Origin of the sequence: Nocardioides sp. JQ2195, from assembly GCF_012272695.1 — a bacterium.
Classification (GTDB): domain Bacteria; phylum Actinomycetota; class Actinomycetes; order Propionibacteriales; family Nocardioidaceae; genus Nocardioides.
The window spans coordinates 458,705-474,192 of record NZ_CP050902.1; the positions used below are offsets into that span (position 1 = coordinate 458,705).

The window sequence follows — 15,488 nt, forward strand, 5'->3', positions numbered from 1 at the left end:
TCCCGGCGGGCACCGAGTCCTCAGGCGGTGGCGGACACCTCGCCCGTGAGGCCGTCGATCAGCTGGGTCCCGGCGGGCGCCGAGCGCAGTGCGCGCAGGGCGATCGCGCGACGGTCGAACGACTCGGCCTCGACGCTCGGGTCCGGCGGTGCCAGCACCCACCGGCGTGCGGGTCGGGTGCCTCGGACGGGTCGACCGGGCTCAGGGTCGCGGTCGCCGAGTGCGACGTACTCCCCGTGCAGCGCTTGCGCGAGCCGCGCCGCCCGCACCCGGCCGATGCCCGGGTGGCGTTGCAGCCCCGCGGGCGCCGCGGCGGCGACCGCGGCCAGGCTGCCGAAGGCGGCGAGCAGGCTGCGGGCCATGGTGGCACTGATGCCGGGCACGACCGAGAGCATCGCCTCGGCCTGCGCGGAAGGGTGGCGGGGTGCGCGGCGCGGACCCTCGGTGTGGGGGGTCGGACCGGCGCGGCGGGCCCGCTTGGCGAGGCGGATGATCCACGCCGCGCTGTCCTCGGCGTCCAGGCTGTGCAGCACGCTGAACCCGTCCTCGACGAGTCGGCACACGGCGCCGCGCCAGGCGTCCTCGGCGATGCCACGCGGCTCGCCCTCCAGCAGCAGGACCGCCTGGGGGAAGGCGGACTGCAGGCGCACGGCCTGGTCGAAGATGCGCCGGTCGCGGATCGAGGCCCCGAGGTCGTTCGGTCCCTTGCGCTCCACGGCCAGCCCGGGGCCGAGCACGTAGTCACCGACCGGCAGGTCGGTCAGGCGAACGTCGAGACCGGCGGCGTCGAGGGCGTCCGGGATCGGACTGTTGCGCTCGCGGTGGTCAACCAGCACCGGACCCATGTCGACCACACTGCGACGGTACACGCACGGCCCTGCGCGGATCAGGCGGTCGCGGAAGGGCCTGCGGTCCGGGTCGGGAGCGTGGCGGGCGGCAGGGTCAGCGGAAGGCGACCGCGGCCAGCTCGGTGGTGGCGATGAGTGCGGTTGCCACGGCGAGCGCCAACGGTGCGCGTCCTCCGCGCGGTCCGGGGCGCCTGCGGGTGCCCGCGTCATGTGAGTAGCGGAGCCAGCTTGCCAGGAAGACCCACGCGCTGAGGACCAGGGCAGTGGAGAGCAGCACGATCGCGACCGGCCCGAGGGTCGACCAGGTCAGCCGGGCCATGATGGCGCAGGCCGCGGCGAGCGACAGCGCGGTGCGCTGCCAGGCCAGTGCGGTGCGCTCGTTGGAGAGCCCGTCGTCGCCGGCGGCGGCGTACGGCGCAGTCACAGGCCGACGGCGACCAGCACGACTGCGGCCACCACCATCGCGAGGGTGAACATGGCGCCGAATCCGAAGGCCGGGAGGGGGGCCGACTCGCGCATCGCGCGCTCGGCCAGGGCCCAACGCACCCAGGCCACCACGGCGCTGACGAGACCGAGGGTCACCAGGAGCACGGCCAGGGCCCGCTGCGCGCCGGTGGGGATGGAGAGTTCGACGACGTCGAGGGCGACTCCGGCCGCGAGCAGGGCGAGTGCGGTGCGGATCCACGCCAGGAACGTGCGCTCGTTGGCGAAGCTGAACCGGTAGTCGGGCTCGCTGCCTTCGGCATAGACCCAGCCGGGCCATCGCTTGTGGTCCTTCACGTGCTCACTCTCCGGGAGGGGGTGCTGCTAATCGTCATTCTCGTCGCCCGCCCCGCGCGCTGGGCTGGGAAGGGGTGTGATCCCGGCCACACGGGACTGCGCTTGACGGAATCCACGATCTTCGGAATGCTACGTATTCAGAAGTCTACTGGATGAGCGACAACGCTCTCGCATTCGTCTGCCCCGGTTCGCGGCGCGGCGGGCACACCTGGAGGAGGTCGGCATGACCCGGAGATTCGCGGGCAGGACTGCCATCGTCACCGGCGCCAGTCGAGGCATCGGGCTGGGCATCGCCCGTCAGCTCGTCGACGACGGGGCCACGGTCGTCGTCACCGGTCGCAGCGCGGAGGCACTCGACGAGGCGGTCGCGAGCCTCGGTGGCCCCGAGCACGCGCTCGGCATCGCCGGTCACGCCGACGACGTCGACCACCAGGCCGAGACGGTCGAGCGGGCGATCGACGCGTTCGGCAGCGCCGACCTGTTGGTCAACAACGCGGGCATCAACCCGGTGCACGGCCCGATGATCGACCTCGACCTCAAGGCTGCCCGCAAGGTCGTCGAGGTCAACGTGCTGGCCGCCCTCTCCTGGACCCAGCAGGTCCACCGGGCCTGGCTGGCCGACCACGGCGGTGCGGTCGTCAACGTCTCCTCGGTGGCCGGCATGCGCCCGGCGCCAGGCATCGGGATGTACGGCGCCAGCAAGGCCATGCTGACCCACCTCACGCAGGAGCTCGCGGTCGAGCTCGGCCCCGACATCCGCGTCAACGCCGTGGCTCCCGCAGTGGTCAAGACCAAGTTCGCGACGGCTCTCTACGAGGGCCGCGAGGACGAGGTCGCGGCGGCGTACCCCTTGAAGCGGCTCGGTGTCCCCGGGGACATCGGCAGCGTGGTCGCCTTCCTGCTCTCCGACGAGTCCGCGTGGATGACCGGCCAGCTGCTGGCCGTCGACGGCGGACTGCTCCTCACCGGGGGTGTCTGATGGGTGACGTGCCTGGGAAGGACCTGCCGGGCCTGGACCTCGGCGCCTTCCGGGACTGGTTCGTCGAGCAGCAGCCGCAGGTCGCCGGGATCCGGACGCTCCGCTTCGCCGACGGCCCGGACGAGGTCCACCAGAACGCCCTGGCCCGTGCCGAGCTGCGACGCCAGGCGATGCGTCGTACGGCTCGTGCCGCCGACTGACCCCCCACCCCAGAAGAGACGAGACTCCCATGACCCACCCTGTCCTCAACGACCTGCGGCTGCCGGTCGTCGCCGCCCCGATGTTCCTGATCTCCGGGCCGGAGCTGGTGATCGCGGCCAGCAAGGCGGGCGTCCTCGGCTCGTTCCCGGCCCCCAACTGCCGGACCACCGAGGAGCTCGACCGCTGGCTGGGCACCGTCACCGACGGGCTGACCGAGGACGGCGTCACCAAGCCGTGGGCGCTGAACATGGTCACCCACAGCAGCAACCCGCGCCTGGCCGAGGACCTCAAGGTGGTGGCCGAGCACAAGCCGCCGATCGTGATCACCGCGCTCGGGTCGCCGCGGCCGGTGATGGAGGTCGTCAAGGGGTACGGCGGCACGGTCATCGCCGATGTGGTCAGCCTCAAGCTGGCGCACAAGGCGGCCGCTGCAAGAGCCGACGGGCTGGCCTGCGTCTCCTCCGGCTCGGGGGGCCACACCGGCCACCTGAACCCCTTCGCCTTCGTCTCCGCGGTGCGGGACTTCTTCGACGGCATCGTCGCGGTCGGTGGCGGCATCGCCGACGGGCACGGCGTGGCCGGAGCCGTGGCCGCGGGTGCTGACCTGGTCTACGTCGGGACCCGGTTCCTGGCCACCAGGGAGAGCATGGCTCCCGACGCCTACAAGCAGATGGTCGTCGACTCCGGAACCGACGACCTGATCGTCAGTGACGGCATCACCGGCACCCCCGCCTCGTGGCTGCGTCCGAGCCTCGTCGAGAACGGCCTGGACCCCGACAACCTGGTCGCCCCGGAGAAGCGCGCCTACGGCAGCGGCAACGGACACACCCGCTGGAAGGACATCTGGGCCGCCGGGCAGGGGATCCAGGTCATCCAGGACGCGCCGGCCGTGGCCGACGTGGTCGACCAGCTCGTCGCTGACTACGGGGTCGCGCTGTCCCGCCTGGACCGCTTCCGCGGGGGTGTCCTGGTCTGATCACCACCCGGGCACCGAGATCCGCGCTTCGTAGGTCAGCGGTGGTGGGTGTGGGCGATGTAGACGTCGCAGGGGGCGTGCTGGGCCACGTCCTTGGCGATGCTGCCGAGCACCCGGCCGAGGCCCTGGACGCGCTTGTTGCCGACCACGATCAGGTCGGTCTCGAGCTCCTTGGCGAGATTGACGAGGATCTCGGCGGGCTTGCCCGCGGCAGCCGTCGTCTCGACCGCGAGCCCGGCGAACTCCGCGCGCAGCGCGCTGGCCTCCTGGTCGGCCACGGTGAGCGCGCCGGTCTCGTTGGTGTGGATGAAGACGTCGCTGCCCTGCTCGATGCGCTCGATCTCGTTGCGGGTGAAGGCCGACACGACGTGCAGCTGGGCACCCAGCGCACGGGCCAGGCGGGCAGCGGTGTGCGCGGCAGCGGCGGCAGTCTCGGATCCGTCGACGCCGACGAGAATTCTGCTGGTCATGGAGATTCCTTCCGGAGGCCGGGACGCGTGCGTCTCGGACGAGGGGTTGACATGGTTGGCTTCGTAACTCATAGTAACCATTGAGCGGCCCTGACCGCCAGACACTGAGGAGAACGATGACCTTCGAGACGATCGACTACACCGTCGACGACAAGATCCTGACGCTCACGCTGAATCGTCCCGACAAGATGAACGCCGTGACTCAGCAGATGCGCGAGGAGCTCATCGAGGCCTTCGCCAAGGCCAACGAGGACCCCGACGTCGCGGTCATCGTGGTCACCGGCAGCGGCAAGGCCTACTGTGCCGGTGCGGATGTCTCCGGAGGCTCCAAGACCTTCGACCCGAAGGCTCGCGGCTGGGCCGACAACGTGGAGGACTACCGTGACGGCGGTGGCCAGATCACCCTCCAGATCTTCGAGAGCACCAAGCCGGTGATCGGTGCGATCAACGGCGTCGCCGCCGGGCTCGGTGCGACGATGCTGCTCCCGATGGACATCCTGATGGCGGCCGACACGGCCCGCATCGGCTTCGTCTTCGCGCGCCGTGGTCTGGTCCCCGAGGCCTGCGCCACCTGGTTCCTGCCGAAGAAGGTCGGCATCTCCACGGCGGCCGACTGGTGCTTCACGGGTCGCCTCGTGCCCGCCCAGGAGGCGCTCGAGGCGGGCCTGGTCAGCAGTGTCCACGCCGCGGACGACCTCCTGCCGGCCGCCTACGCGAAGGCTCGCGAGATCGCCGACAACACCGCCCCGGTGGCCGTCGGCATGATCCGGCAGATGCTCTGGCGCTTCGCCGGCTCCGACCACCCGATGGACGCCCACCGGGTCGACTCCAAGCTCAACTACACCTTGGGCCAGTCCCCGGACGTCGCCGAGGGGATCGCCGCCTTCCTCGAGAAGCGCAGCCCCGACTTCCCCGGCCAGCTGCTCCAGGACGCCCCCGCGGCGTTCCCCTGGTGGGACGAGCCGGAGTTCAAGCAGTGAGCGGTGCTGCTCATGCTTCCCAATTCGTAGGAACATTGACTCAGAAGGTGATCACATGACCGGCTTCGTGTGGGTTCTCGGGGGCTACCAGTCAGACTTCGCCCGCAACCTCACTCGCGAGGGCGGGGAGTTCTCCTCCTTGGCCACGGAGGTCCTCGACGGCACCTTCGACGCCACTGGCTTCGACCCGTCGCTGGTGCAGTCGGTCCACGTGGGCAACGCGTTCGGCCAGCTGTTCACCGGCCAGGGCCAGCTGGGTGCGATGGCGGCGACCGTCGACCCGCGCCTGTGGGGCGTGCCCGCCTCCCGCCACGAAGCCGCCTGCGCCTCGGGCTCGATGGCGTTGCTCGCAGCCACGGCCGAGCTCGAGGCCGGTCGCTACGACGTCGCCCTCGTGCTGGGCCTGGAGATCGAGAAGTCCAAGGACACGGTGACCGGCGCGCAGCACCTCGGCGCGGCCGCCTGGATCGGCCACGAAGGAGAGGACGCCACCTACATGTGGCCCTACATGTTCTCCTCCGTCGCCGACGAGTACGACCGTCGCTACGGCATCGACAACGCCCACCTGCGCGCGATCGGTGAGCTCAACCTGCGCAACGCACGCAGCAACCCCAACGCGCAGACGCGCGGGTGGCAGCTGACACCGGAGAGCTTCGGCGACGACGACACCGCCAACCCGGTCGTCGAGGGCCGCCTGCGACGCACCGACTGCAGCAACATGACCGACGGTGGCGCGGGCGTGATCCTGGTCAGCGACCGTTTCCTGCAGGCACACCCCGACGTGGCCTCCCGGCCGCGCGCGCTGATCTCCGGGTGGGGCCACACCACCGTCAGCCTCGACGTGAAGCAGAAGTTCGAGCGCAGCGCCGACGAGCCCTACGTGCTCCCGCACGTGCGCACCGCGATCGACGACTCGTTCAAGCGCGCCGGCATCGCCGGCGTCGACGACCTCGACCTGGTCGAGACGCACGACTGCTTCTCGATGAGCGAGTACGCCGCGATCGACCACTACGGCGTGACCGAGCCCGGCGAGAGCTGGAAGGCGATCGAGAACGGCGACCTGGAGCGCGACGGACGCATCCCGTTCAACCCCAGCGGCGGGCTGATCGGCGGCGGCCACCCGGTCGGCGCGACCGGCGTCCGCATGATGCTCGACTCCTTCAAGCAGGTGACCGGCCAGGCCGGCGACTACCAGATCGACAACGCGTCCCGGGTCGGGGCGTTGAACTTCGGCGGCAGCACCGCCACCACGGCGGCCTGGGTCGTCTCCGGTGGCGCAGCGGCAGGAATCTGAGGACAACAGCATGGAACTCGAGCTGGTCAACCGCTATGTGACCAACCTCCCCGAGGACGACGACCACCCCTACCGCACGGGCGCGTGGACTCCCCAGACGCAGGAGTGGAACGCTGTCGACATGGAGGTGGAGGGCGAGATCCCCACCGACCTCGACGGTGCCTACATCCGCAACACCGAGAACCCGCTCCACGCGTCGATGAAGATGTACCACCCCTTCGACGGTGACGCGATGCTCCACCTGGTCGGCTTCCGCGACGGGCGCGCCTTCTATCGCAACCGGTTCGTCCAGACCGACGGCCTCAAGGCCGAGGTGGAGGCGGGTGAGGCGTTGTTCGCCGGGCTGGCCGAGCCCCCGTCGCTGACGAAGGTCGACTTCGGCTCGGGCGCCCGCGGAGGGTTGAAGGACGCCTCGAGCACCGACGTGGTGGTCCACAACGGCGAGGTGCTCTCGAGCTTCTACCAGTGCGGTGATCTCTACCGGCTCAGCGGCACCAGCCTGGAGACCCTCGGCAAGGCCGACTTCCACGGTGCCTTCCCGGCCAAGGACGGCGTCTCGGCGCACCCGAAGGTCGACGAGCACACCGACGAGATGATGTTCTTCAACTACGGCACCGAGGCGCCGTACATGCACTACGGCGTGGTCGACAAGGACCAGAACCTGATCAACTACACCGACATCCCGTTGCCGGGCCCGCGGCTCAGCCACGACATGTGCATCACCGAGAACTACTCGATCCTCAACGACTGCCCCCTCTTCTGGGACCCCGAGGCGTTGAAGGAGGGCAAGCACGCGGTGCGGTTCTTCCGCGACATCCCCACCCGGATCGGCGTGATCCCGCGCTACGGCAAGACCGACGAGCTGCGCTGGTTCGAGTTCGAGCCCACCTACGTCCTGCACTGGCTCAACGCCTTCGAGGAGGGTGACTGGGTGGTGCTCGACGGCTACTACCAGATCAACCCGTCCCCGACGCCGCGTCCGGGCGCCAGTGGCTACGAGGCGCTGTTCCGCTACCTCAGCCAGGACCAGAAGGAGCCCCGCCTGCACCGCTGGCGGATGAACCTGCGCACGGGCGAGACCCAGGAGTTCGACCTCAGCGACGTGATCTGCGAGTTCGGCATGATCAACGGCACGCACCTCGGCCGCCGCCACCGCTACTCCTACTCCGCGCTGCGGGTGTCGGGCATGTTCATGTTCAACGGCTTCGTCAAGCAGGACGAGGTGACCGGCAGGACCGAGACCGTCCAGCTTCCCGACGGCGTCTTCGCCAGCGAGACCGCGGTGGCCCCCAAGGTCGGCTCGACCTCCGAGGACGACGCCTACGTCGTCACGCTCACCACCGACATGAACAACGACCGGTCGGAGTGCCTTGTCTACGACGCCCAGGACGTCACCGCCGGCCCCGTGGCCCGGATCCGCCTGCCCGAGCGCATCAGCAGCGGCACGCACTCGACCTGGGCGCCCGGATCGGCGATCGCCGGATGGGACACTTCCGACAATCCGCTCCACGCGGTCCGAGTCTGAGAACGGTTCGAGAATGAGACTCTTCAGCAACGAGGCCGCCGACCAGTTCGTCGCCGACGGGTGGTGGACCGGTGAGACGTGGTCCGACCGCTTCCGCCGCAACGTCACGGCGTACGCCGACCGCACCGCCATCGTCGACGCCCTGAACAAGCGCGAATTCATGGGGCAGGACCCCCTCCGCCTGACCTGGCAACAGCTCGACGCGGCCGTCGACCGGACGGCGTCCGTGCTGTTCGCCAACGGGGTCCGTGAAGGGGACCGGGTCGGCATCCAGATCCCCAACTCGGTGGAGCTGGTCGTCACCTACCTCGCCGTCAACCGGCTCGGCGCGATCCTGTCGCCCTACCCGATGCCCTACCGGCGCCACGAGATCAAGCAGCTGGCGGAGATCGCCGGGGTCAGCTCGCTGGTCACCACGGCCGGCTTCAACGGTCGCGACCTGCGCGCCGACATCACCGGGGTGGCCGACGAGATCGGTGGTGCCTCGGTCTTCGTCTGGCACTCGGACCCCGCCGACGCCACCGTGCCCCTCGACCTGGCCGCGGTGCTCGGCGACGGCGACCTCGACCCGGCGTACGTCGAGCACGTCGCGGGGATCGAGCGTCACCCCAACGACTGCTTCCTGATCATCTTCACCTCGGGCACCACGGGCACGCCCAAGGGCGTCCCGCGCGCGTCGGGCGACTCGATGGTGGCGGCCTTCTCCCTGGCGGAGTCGCCGAACCTGACCTTCGAGGACACCATCATCAACCCGATGCCGATGGTCAACGCCGGCAGCATCGCCGGCATCTTCCTGCCCTGGCTGGTCACGGGCTGCACGCTCGTGCAGCACCAGCCGTTCAGCCTCGAGGTCTTCGCCCAGCAGATCGAGCAGGAGCAGGTGGCCTACAGCGTCGTCGCGCCGACCACCCTCAACGACATGGTCAACGGTGACCTGTTCTCCCGCTACGACCTGTCCTCGCTGCGGACCCTGGGCTCCGGCTCGGCCCCGATCAACGGCTGGGTCATCGAGAAGCTGGAGAAGGAGCACGGTGTCGAGGTGATCAACTTCTTCGGCGCCACCGAGGGCATGCAGATGACCGCCGACCGCGACACCGTGCCCGACCCCGCCCTGCGTGGTCGCTCCATCCCGCTGCCCGGCAGCCCACGCTTCCAGTGGCGCACCCGGCTGAGCCGGGAGACCCGGATCAAGCTGGTCGACCTCGAGACCGGCGAGCTGATCACCGAGCCCGGCGTGCCCGGCGAGCTCCGGGTCAAGTCACCCAACCTGTTCTCCGGCTATCTCCACCAGGTCGAGAACCCCTTCGACGACGAGGGCTACTACTGCTCGGGTGACGTGTTCGAGCTCTCCACCGAGCAGCCCGACATACTGGTGCACGTCGACCGCAAGAAGGACCTGATCATCCGCGGCGGTGTGAACATCTCGGCCGCCGAGATCGAGTCGCTGCTGACCTCTCACCCCAAGGTGGCCGAGGTGGCGGCCGTGGGCCGCAAGGACGAGCGCCTCGGCGAGCGGACCTGCGTCTTCGTCGTGCCCCGCAACCTCGAGGACCCGCCGGAGCTCACCGAGCTGGTCGACCACCTCAACTCCCTGGGGGTCGCCAAGTTCAAGCTGCCGGAGTTCCTCGAGATCACGCCCGTGCTGCCGCGCAACCCGTCCGGCAAGGTGCTCAAGCGGGAGCTGCGCGGCCGCATCAACGAGACCGCCAGCGCCATCTGATCCACGGCGCGTGCCTGCCTCGCCGACTGCCTCGCCACCCGTCTTGTCGACCGCCCGACCACCCATCACCGTCACCAGTCAAGGAGCAATCCCGTGACCACGTCCCTCCCCGAACTGCGCCAGATCGTCCTCCTGTCCAACGACCTCGAGGGCACGCTGGGCCAGCTCCGCACGCACCTCGGGGTGCCGTCCGGGTTCCGTGACGTCGAGGGGATGAGGAAGGTCGGCTTCAACCACGAGGTGGTCGGTTTCGACCGCACCTACGTCGAGGTGTGCGAGCCGCACGACCCGGAGTCGCCACTGGCCAGGAAGACCGCGGCCAAGGGCGACTCGGGCTTCATGGTGGTGGTCCAGGTGGCCGACGGCGACCAGCTCCGTGAGCGCGCCGGTGAGCTCGAGCTGAAGCCGATCGTCGACAAGCTCCACCACGGCAACCCGCTGAGCCAGTGGCACCCGCGCGACTTCGGCACGCTCGCCGAGTTCGACGAGATCCGTCCGGCGACCAGCTGGCACTTCGCCCCCGACGTCTACGACGCTCGCAGCACCTCCGTCGTCCGGGACCTCAGCGCGGTCCGCATCTCCGTGTCCGAGCCGGCCGACTTCGCCCAGCGCTGGGCCACCGTCACCGGCGGCACGGTCAACGACGACGGGACGTCCGTGGTCCTCTCCGGCCGCACCGTCCACTTCGTCGACCAGCCCGAGATGCGTGGCCTCACCACGGTCGAGCTGGAGGCCGCTGACCGTGATCGCGCCGGCGAGGTGCACCGGATCAGCGGCGTCGACTTCGTCCTCGTCTGACCCACACTCCACGCACAAGGAGAGCCCGATGCAGGCTTGGCAGGTCACCCAGCACGGCGAGGCCACCGTTGCGATGGAGCGCCGCGAGGTCCCGACGCCCGAGCCCGCGGCCGGCCAGGTGCTGATCCGGGTCGCCGCGACCCCGATGAACTTCCCCGACGTCCTGATGTCGCGTGGCGTCTACCAGATCAAGCCGGAGCTGCCCTTCATCAGCGGCATCGAGACCGCCGGCACCGTGGTCGCCTGTGGCCAGGGCGTCACCGGATTCACCGCCGGTGACCGGGTCTTCGGGCTCACCGACCTTCCCGACGGCGGGTTCGCCGAGCTGGCCCTGCTCGACGCCGCGGTCACCTTCCCCGTCCCCGAGGGCCTCGGCGACGCGCAGGCGGCTTCGCTCTTCGTCGGCTACCAGACCAGCTGGTTCGCCCTGCACCGCCGGGCCCGGATCCAGCCGGGGGAGACCCTGCTCGTGCACGCGGCCGCCGGGGGCGTCGGCAGCGCAGCCGTCGAGCTCGGCAAGGCAGCCGGGGCCCGGGTCGTGGCCGTCGTGGGCGGGCCGGAGAAGGCAGCCGCAGCGAAGGCGCTCGGCGCCGACGTCGTCGTCGATCGCCACACCGAGGACTTCGTCGAGGTCGTCAACACCCTCACCGAGGGCCGGGGCGCCGACGTGGTCTACGACCCGGTGGGCGGCGACACCTACACCCGCTCGACCAAGTGCATCGCGTTCGAGGGCCGGATCGTGCTGGTCGGCTTCGCCGGCGGCGAGATCCAGTCCGCGCGTCTCAACCACGCGCTGATCAAGAACTACTCGATCCTCGGGTTCGTGTGGGGCCGCTATCGCAGGACCCACGCCGACCTGGTCCGCGAGTGCAACGCCGATCTCGCCCGTCTGGTGGCCGAGGGCAGGATCAGCCCGCTGGTCGGCGAGCGAGTGCCGTTCGCCGAGATCCCGGCCGCTCTCGAGCGGTTGGCCGCGGGCAGGAATATCGGCCGCCTCGTGTTCGTGGCCGACGCGTGAACGGCCGGTCGCCGAGCGCCTCGTCGGACCACTCGACGTACGACGTGCCGCTCGAGGTGCGCTGGTGGGACCAGGACCTGCTCGGGCACGTCAACCACGTGATGATCGTGGGCTACCTCGCCGAGGCCAGGACCCGCTGGCTGCACCGCGACGCGGTGGCGCAGGGGGTCGACGCCTTCGCCCACCCGCGGATCGTGGTGCGCCTCGAGATCGACTACGTCAGCGGCGTGACCGCCGGGCGGCCCCTCATCGTGACGATGCACGGCACCCGGATCGGCGGCGGGTCCTTCACCGTTGCCTATCGCGGGCACCAGGACGGGGTCACCGCGTTCCGCGCCTCGACGGTCCTCGTGCCGACATCCGGCGACGGCTCGACCCGCAAGGTCAGCGCGCAGGAGCGTGACTACCTCGCCGGGTTCGCCGCGGCCTCCGCGGCCGTTGCCGGCTGACCCACGGCAGCTCCGGCCCGGATCCGGCTTGGCCGGCACAGCACGGCTCCCACGGCCGTGATCGCGGCGATGGCCGACAGTGCCGCCTCGACCGAGACGTAGTCGGCCAGCAGACCGTCCAGCGCACCGGCGAGCGGTCGCGAGCCGATGAAGCCCATCAGCCAGTAGGCCATCACGCGCCCGCGGACGTGGTCGGGACAGGCCTCGTGGAGCAGCGTGGTCAGGCTGGTCAGTGACAGTGTCATCCCGACGCCGCCGAGTGCGAAGCCCGCCATCGCCAACCAGGTGGTGGAGCTGACTGCGAGCAGCACGAGGCTGGCCGCCATCGTGGCCAGGCCCAACGGGGCGAGCCCGTGGTCGTGGAGCCTGCTCCGCAACAGCCTGAGGAACGCGAAGCCCAGGGCGGAGCCGACCCCGAAGACCGAGCCGAGCCAGCCGACCAGGGCTGCTCCTCCACCGAGGTCGTCGGCGATCGACGGGGTCAGCGTCATCGAGGGGTCGGCGCCGAAGCCGACCGCGGTGACGCCGAGCAACAGGGTGGCCACCACGCGGTTGCGGCGGACGAACTGCCAGCCGGCGCGGATCGAGCTGTCGCCGTCGGCGCTCGGCGTCGGGTCGGGGACCTTGATCAGCCACATCGCGGCCGCGAAGGAGAGACTGCCGGCGCCGGCAACCAGGAGGGCCGGGCCGACGCCCAGGGTGGAATAGATGATGGCGCCGATCGCGGGGGCCGCGGCCCGGGCCACCAGAAGCGGCATGGAGTTCAGCGCGACGGCGTCGGCGAGCTCCTCCGGGCGGACCAGGGAGGGCACGATCGACTGGATGGCCGGCCCGCCGGTCACCAGCCCGAGGCCGACGCACAGGGAGCTGAGGAGGATTGCCGCCGGGTGCACCTCGTCGACCAGGAAGACCCCCACGGCCAGGCCGACCGAGCCGACGGCGCTGAGGATGCGGCCCGCGACGATCTGTCGCTTGACGTTGCCGCGGTCGGCCGTTGCTCCAGCAATGGGAGTGAACAGGAGCTGCGGGAGGAACTGCGCGGCGGTGACGGCGCCGACGAAGAGTGCCGACTCGGTGATCTCGAACGCCAGGATCGCGACGACCACGCTGTGCACCCAGATCCCCACGGTCCACAGGATCTTGCCCCAGAAGTAGGGCCCGAACGGGGCGCTGAACAGCAGGGGTCCCCATCCCCGGGACGTGGCGGGCGAGTCGGGCATGGAGTCTCCTGGGGTGAGCAGTGCCCGCTGCGGATGCGACTGCTTCGACCCGACAGGCTGGCTGAGAGTCAGGGTCGACGGCGGCGCGGCACCGGAATAGAGTGTGCTGCGAACAGTAGATTACTATGAGTTTCAAAGTCAGTGAAGGGTTTTGAGATGGCCGGTGGTGCCGCCCCCTGGGAAGTTCGCCTTGCCCGGATCCCAGGTGCTCGGATCGAGCCCGACGACTTCGCCCTGACCGAGGGTGTGGCGCCCGAGCCGGCGGCAGGTGAAGTCGTCGTGCGCACCGAGGCCATCGGCCTGAACGCCGGTCTCCGCCATCGCCTCGGCACCGGGCGCTCCACGACGCTGGGGCCGGCGCTCGGCATCGGTGACGTGCCACGCAGCGACGGTGTCGCCACCGTGGTCGCGTCGAGCGACCCCGACCTGCCCGAGGGCAGCCGGGTCGTGGGCATGTTGCCCTGGGCCGGGCTGGCCGCGATGCCGGCGTCCGACGTCCGCCTCGTCAGTCCGGAGCTCTCGGCCGACGAGCTGCTGACGATCCGGGGGCATGTCGGGCTCACCGCCCATGTCGCGCTGAAACGGGTCGGCGACCTGGCGCCGGGGGAGACCGTGTGGATCTCTGCTGCGGCTGGTGGTGTCGGCTCGTGTGCCGTCCAGTTCGCCAAGCTGCTCGGTGGCAACGTCATCGCCAGCGCGGGTGGCACCGAGCGCATGGGCTTCCTGGCCGACGAGCTCGGCGTCGACCACGCGCTGGACCGCCGCGGATCGCTGTCCGAGCAGCTGGACGCTGCGGCGCCCGACGGCATCGACCTCTATCTCGACCTGGTCGGCGGGGACCACCTCGAGCTCGCCCTCACCCGCCTGAGGGAACGAGGCCGTGCGGTGCTCGTCGGCCGCACCGCTGCCCACCTCTCCGACACGATCACGCTCGACCACCCGACGATGATCCGCTCCCGCCAGTCCGTGCTGGGCATGTCGGTCACCGACTTCCCCGACGCCCTGCCCGACCTCACCGAGCTCGTCGACGGTGCCGCCGGGGGGCTGAGGAGCGTGGCCACCCGGTGGCAGGGCGCCGGCAGTCTCGGTGCGGCGTTCTCCGCCCTCTTCCGGGGTCAGGTGCTCGGCCGTGCGATCGTCGAGGTCGGCAACGGGGCCTCCGGAAGTCTCAGCAGTCCCGAACCAACGCACCACGAGAGGACGATGTGATGGCCAGCTCGCCGAGCGAGGCGCGATCGATCGACGGCCCGAGCCGCACCGGAACGGCGCTGGGAATCATCTGCGACCACTGGAGCCTGCTGATCATCCAGCGGATCTTCCTGGGCGAGCGCCGCTTCCAGGACATCCGTGAGCGGATCGGTGTCTCCGACTCGATCCTGGCCGACCGGCTCAAGCGGCTGACCGAGAACGGCGTGCTGGTGAAGACGCCCTACAACGAGGGCCGGGTGCGCTACGAGTACCGCCTGACCCGTGCCGGCACCGCGACCTGGCGCATCTATGTGGCGGCGTACATGTGGGAGCGCAAGTGGCTCGATCGCGGCGAGGGCCCCAAGCCCGAGCTGCGCCACCTCACCTGCGGCGAGCTGGCGGACCCCCGAGTGGTCTGCGCGAAGTGCGACCTGCCGGTGACCGGCGGCGACCTGACGCCGGTGAACACCAGCCGGACGCTGGGCTACGTCGGCTCGGCGCCGCGACGGCACCGGCAATCACGCACCCTGCAGCGGGTGACGAACCACGGTCTCTTCCCGGACACCATGGAGCTGCTCGGCGATCGCTGGAACACCGCGATCGTCGCCACCGCCGTGATCGGGATGAAGCGATTCACCGACCTGGAGCGCTTCCTCGGCATTCCACCCACCGTGCTCTCGGCGCGGCTGACCCGCCTGGTCGAGCTCGAGGTGCTGCGCCCCGAGGTGCTCGTGGGTGGCGGTCGCACCGTCTACCGGCTGACCCGCAAGGGTGCCGGCTTCGGGATGGTGCTCATGCAGATCGTGCGGTGGAGCGACGAGCACGTCGGTGCAGACGCGCACAAGTCGCTGGAGATCACCCATGACCCGTGCGGACGACTGCTGCTGCCGGACTTCGTCTGTGGGCACTGCTCGCAGCGGTTGAAGCGCAGCGAAGTGCAGTTCGAACTTGTCGATTGAGACCTACGACTTCTGAATTGATATCAGATGAGACGGATGGAAATAACTGACTAAGCAAGGCTTGACGAGACTAACTTCGTAAC

The 15,488-nt window shown here is 70.0% G+C and carries 17 protein-coding genes; 12 read left to right on the forward strand and 5 right to left on the reverse strand.

The genetic code is table 11. From position 1 onward, the window contains the following. Positions 1–20 precede the first annotated feature (20 nt). The 3 genes from ncot_RS02140 to ncot_RS02150 form a co-directional block, all read right to left on the reverse strand. Entirely contained in the window at positions 21–869 is an 849-nt protein-coding gene (locus ncot_RS02140) for an ERCC4 domain-containing protein (protein WP_168616124.1), read from the reverse strand. A gap of 73 nt (positions 870–942) precedes the next feature. Beyond that, positions 943–1,272, reverse strand: coding sequence for a DUF202 domain-containing protein (locus ncot_RS02145; protein ID WP_168616125.1), 330 nt, complete (start codon positions 1,270–1,272; stop codon positions 943–945). Then, complete coding sequence (locus ncot_RS02150) at positions 1,269–1,628, reverse strand: DUF202 domain-containing protein (RefSeq protein WP_168616126.1); 360 nt, start codon at positions 1,626–1,628, stop codon at positions 1,269–1,271. Before ncot_RS02150 ends, ncot_RS02145 begins: the two co-directional genes overlap by 4 nt. A gap of 223 nt (positions 1,629–1,851) precedes the next feature. On the opposite strand from ncot_RS02150, the gene ncot_RS02155 reads away from it, so the two are divergent. From ncot_RS02155 to ncot_RS02165, 3 genes are read left to right on the forward strand one after another with little or no spacing between them, the layout of a single operon-like run. Beyond that, complete coding sequence (locus ncot_RS02155; protein WP_168616127.1) at positions 1,852–2,607, forward strand: SDR family oxidoreductase; 756 nt, start codon at positions 1,852–1,854, stop codon at positions 2,605–2,607. Next, the gene (locus tag ncot_RS02160; RefSeq protein WP_168615744.1) at positions 2,607–2,807 is read left to right on the forward strand and encodes a hypothetical protein; all 201 of its coding nucleotides are present in this window, start codon (positions 2,607–2,609) and stop codon (positions 2,805–2,807) included. The genes ncot_RS02155 and ncot_RS02160 overlap by 1 nt, the downstream gene beginning before the upstream one ends. A 29-nt stretch (positions 2,808–2,836) precedes the next feature. Then, positions 2,837–3,784, forward strand: coding sequence for a nitronate monooxygenase (locus tag ncot_RS02165; RefSeq protein WP_168616128.1), 948 nt, complete (start codon positions 2,837–2,839; stop codon positions 3,782–3,784). A gap of 35 nt (positions 3,785–3,819) precedes the next feature. On the opposite strand, the gene ncot_RS02170 is transcribed toward ncot_RS02165, so the two are convergent. After that, on the reverse strand, positions 3,820–4,254 hold the full coding sequence (locus ncot_RS02170; protein ID WP_168616129.1) for a universal stress protein: 435 nt from the start codon (positions 4,252–4,254) through the stop codon (positions 3,820–3,822). Between the two features lie 116 nt (positions 4,255–4,370). Here ncot_RS02170 and ncot_RS02175 point away from each other — a divergent pair, with 116 nt between their 5' ends. The 7 genes from ncot_RS02175 (at position 4,371) to ncot_RS02205 (ending at position 12,038) form a co-directional block, all read left to right on the forward strand. Then, complete coding sequence (locus ncot_RS02175) at positions 4,371–5,234, forward strand: crotonase/enoyl-CoA hydratase family protein (protein WP_168616130.1); 864 nt, start codon at positions 4,371–4,373, stop codon at positions 5,232–5,234. Between the two features lie 55 nt (positions 5,235–5,289). After that, entirely contained in the window at positions 5,290–6,528 is a 1,239-nt protein-coding gene (locus ncot_RS02180; RefSeq protein ID WP_168616131.1) for an acetyl-CoA acetyltransferase, read from the forward strand. A gap of 10 nt (positions 6,529–6,538) precedes the next feature. After that, the gene (locus tag ncot_RS02185; RefSeq protein WP_168616132.1) at positions 6,539–8,053 is read left to right on the forward strand and encodes a carotenoid oxygenase family protein; all 1,515 of its coding nucleotides are present in this window, start codon (positions 6,539–6,541) and stop codon (positions 8,051–8,053) included. A 13-nt stretch (positions 8,054–8,066) separates the two neighbouring features. Beyond that, a complete protein-coding gene (locus ncot_RS02190) occupies positions 8,067–9,773 on the forward strand; it encodes a class I adenylate-forming enzyme family protein (protein ID WP_168616133.1) in 1,707 nt (568 codons plus the stop codon). Between the two features lie 93 nt (positions 9,774–9,866). Further along, positions 9,867–10,571, forward strand: coding sequence for a VOC family protein (locus ncot_RS02195; RefSeq protein ID WP_168616134.1), 705 nt, complete (start codon positions 9,867–9,869; stop codon positions 10,569–10,571). Between the two features lie 28 nt (positions 10,572–10,599). Continuing rightward, the gene (locus ncot_RS02200; protein ID WP_168616135.1) at positions 10,600–11,589 is read left to right on the forward strand and encodes an NADPH:quinone oxidoreductase family protein; all 990 of its coding nucleotides are present in this window, start codon (positions 10,600–10,602) and stop codon (positions 11,587–11,589) included. Continuing rightward, on the forward strand, positions 11,586–12,038 hold the full coding sequence (locus ncot_RS02205; protein WP_168616136.1) for an acyl-CoA thioesterase: 453 nt from the start codon (positions 11,586–11,588) through the stop codon (positions 12,036–12,038). Before ncot_RS02200 ends, ncot_RS02205 begins: the two co-directional genes overlap by 4 nt. Here ncot_RS02205 and ncot_RS02210 read toward each other — a convergent pair. Then, positions 11,993–13,258, reverse strand: coding sequence for an MFS transporter (locus ncot_RS02210; RefSeq protein WP_168616137.1), 1,266 nt, complete (start codon positions 13,256–13,258; stop codon positions 11,993–11,995). The two genes, ncot_RS02205 and ncot_RS02210, sit on opposite strands and share 46 nt — an antisense overlap. A gap of 156 nt (positions 13,259–13,414) precedes the next feature. Here ncot_RS02210 and ncot_RS02215 point away from each other — a divergent pair, with 156 nt between their 5' ends. Together ncot_RS02215 and ncot_RS02220 are read left to right on the forward strand one after the other, a co-directional pair. After that, complete coding sequence (locus ncot_RS02215) at positions 13,415–14,467, forward strand: NADP-dependent oxidoreductase (protein WP_168616138.1); 1,053 nt, start codon at positions 13,415–13,417, stop codon at positions 14,465–14,467. Continuing rightward, positions 14,467–15,405 (forward strand): helix-turn-helix domain-containing protein, encoded by a 939-nt coding sequence (locus tag ncot_RS02220; protein ID WP_168616139.1) that lies wholly within the window; start codon positions 14,467–14,469, stop codon positions 15,403–15,405. Before ncot_RS02215 ends, ncot_RS02220 begins: the two co-directional genes overlap by 1 nt. Positions 15,406–15,488 lie beyond the last annotated feature (83 nt).

Excerpts from the sequence above, each read along its gene's own strand:
- ncot_RS02170 (WP_168616129.1), bottom strand. The coding sequence starts at position 4,254 with ATGACCAGCAGAATTCTCGTCGGCGTCGACGGATCCGAGACTGCCGCC.
- ncot_RS02210 (WP_168616137.1), bottom strand. The coding sequence starts at position 13,258 with ATGCCCGACTCGCCCGCCACGTCCCGGGGATGGGGACCCCTGCTGTTC.
- ncot_RS02215 (WP_168616138.1), top strand. The coding sequence starts at position 13,415 with ATGGCCGGTGGTGCCGCCCCCTGGGAAGTTCGCCTTGCCCGGATCCCA.
- ncot_RS02180 (WP_168616131.1), top strand. The coding sequence starts at position 5,290 with ATGACCGGCTTCGTGTGGGTTCTCGGGGGCTACCAGTCAGACTTCGCC.
- ncot_RS02220 (WP_168616139.1), top strand. The coding sequence starts at position 14,467 with ATGGCCAGCTCGCCGAGCGAGGCGCGATCGATCGACGGCCCGAGCCGC.
- ncot_RS02165 (WP_168616128.1), top strand. The coding sequence starts at position 2,837 with ATGACCCACCCTGTCCTCAACGACCTGCGGCTGCCGGTCGTCGCCGCC.
- ncot_RS02200 (WP_168616135.1), top strand. The coding sequence starts at position 10,600 with ATGCAGGCTTGGCAGGTCACCCAGCACGGCGAGGCCACCGTTGCGATG.
- ncot_RS02190 (WP_168616133.1), top strand. The coding sequence starts at position 8,067 with ATGAGACTCTTCAGCAACGAGGCCGCCGACCAGTTCGTCGCCGACGGG.
- ncot_RS02185 (WP_168616132.1), top strand. The coding sequence starts at position 6,539 with ATGGAACTCGAGCTGGTCAACCGCTATGTGACCAACCTCCCCGAGGAC.
- ncot_RS02160 (WP_168615744.1), top strand. The coding sequence starts at position 2,607 with ATGGGTGACGTGCCTGGGAAGGACCTGCCGGGCCTGGACCTCGGCGCC.
- ncot_RS02155 (WP_168616127.1), top strand. The coding sequence starts at position 1,852 with ATGACCCGGAGATTCGCGGGCAGGACTGCCATCGTCACCGGCGCCAGT.
- ncot_RS02175 (WP_168616130.1), top strand. The coding sequence starts at position 4,371 with ATGACCTTCGAGACGATCGACTACACCGTCGACGACAAGATCCTGACG.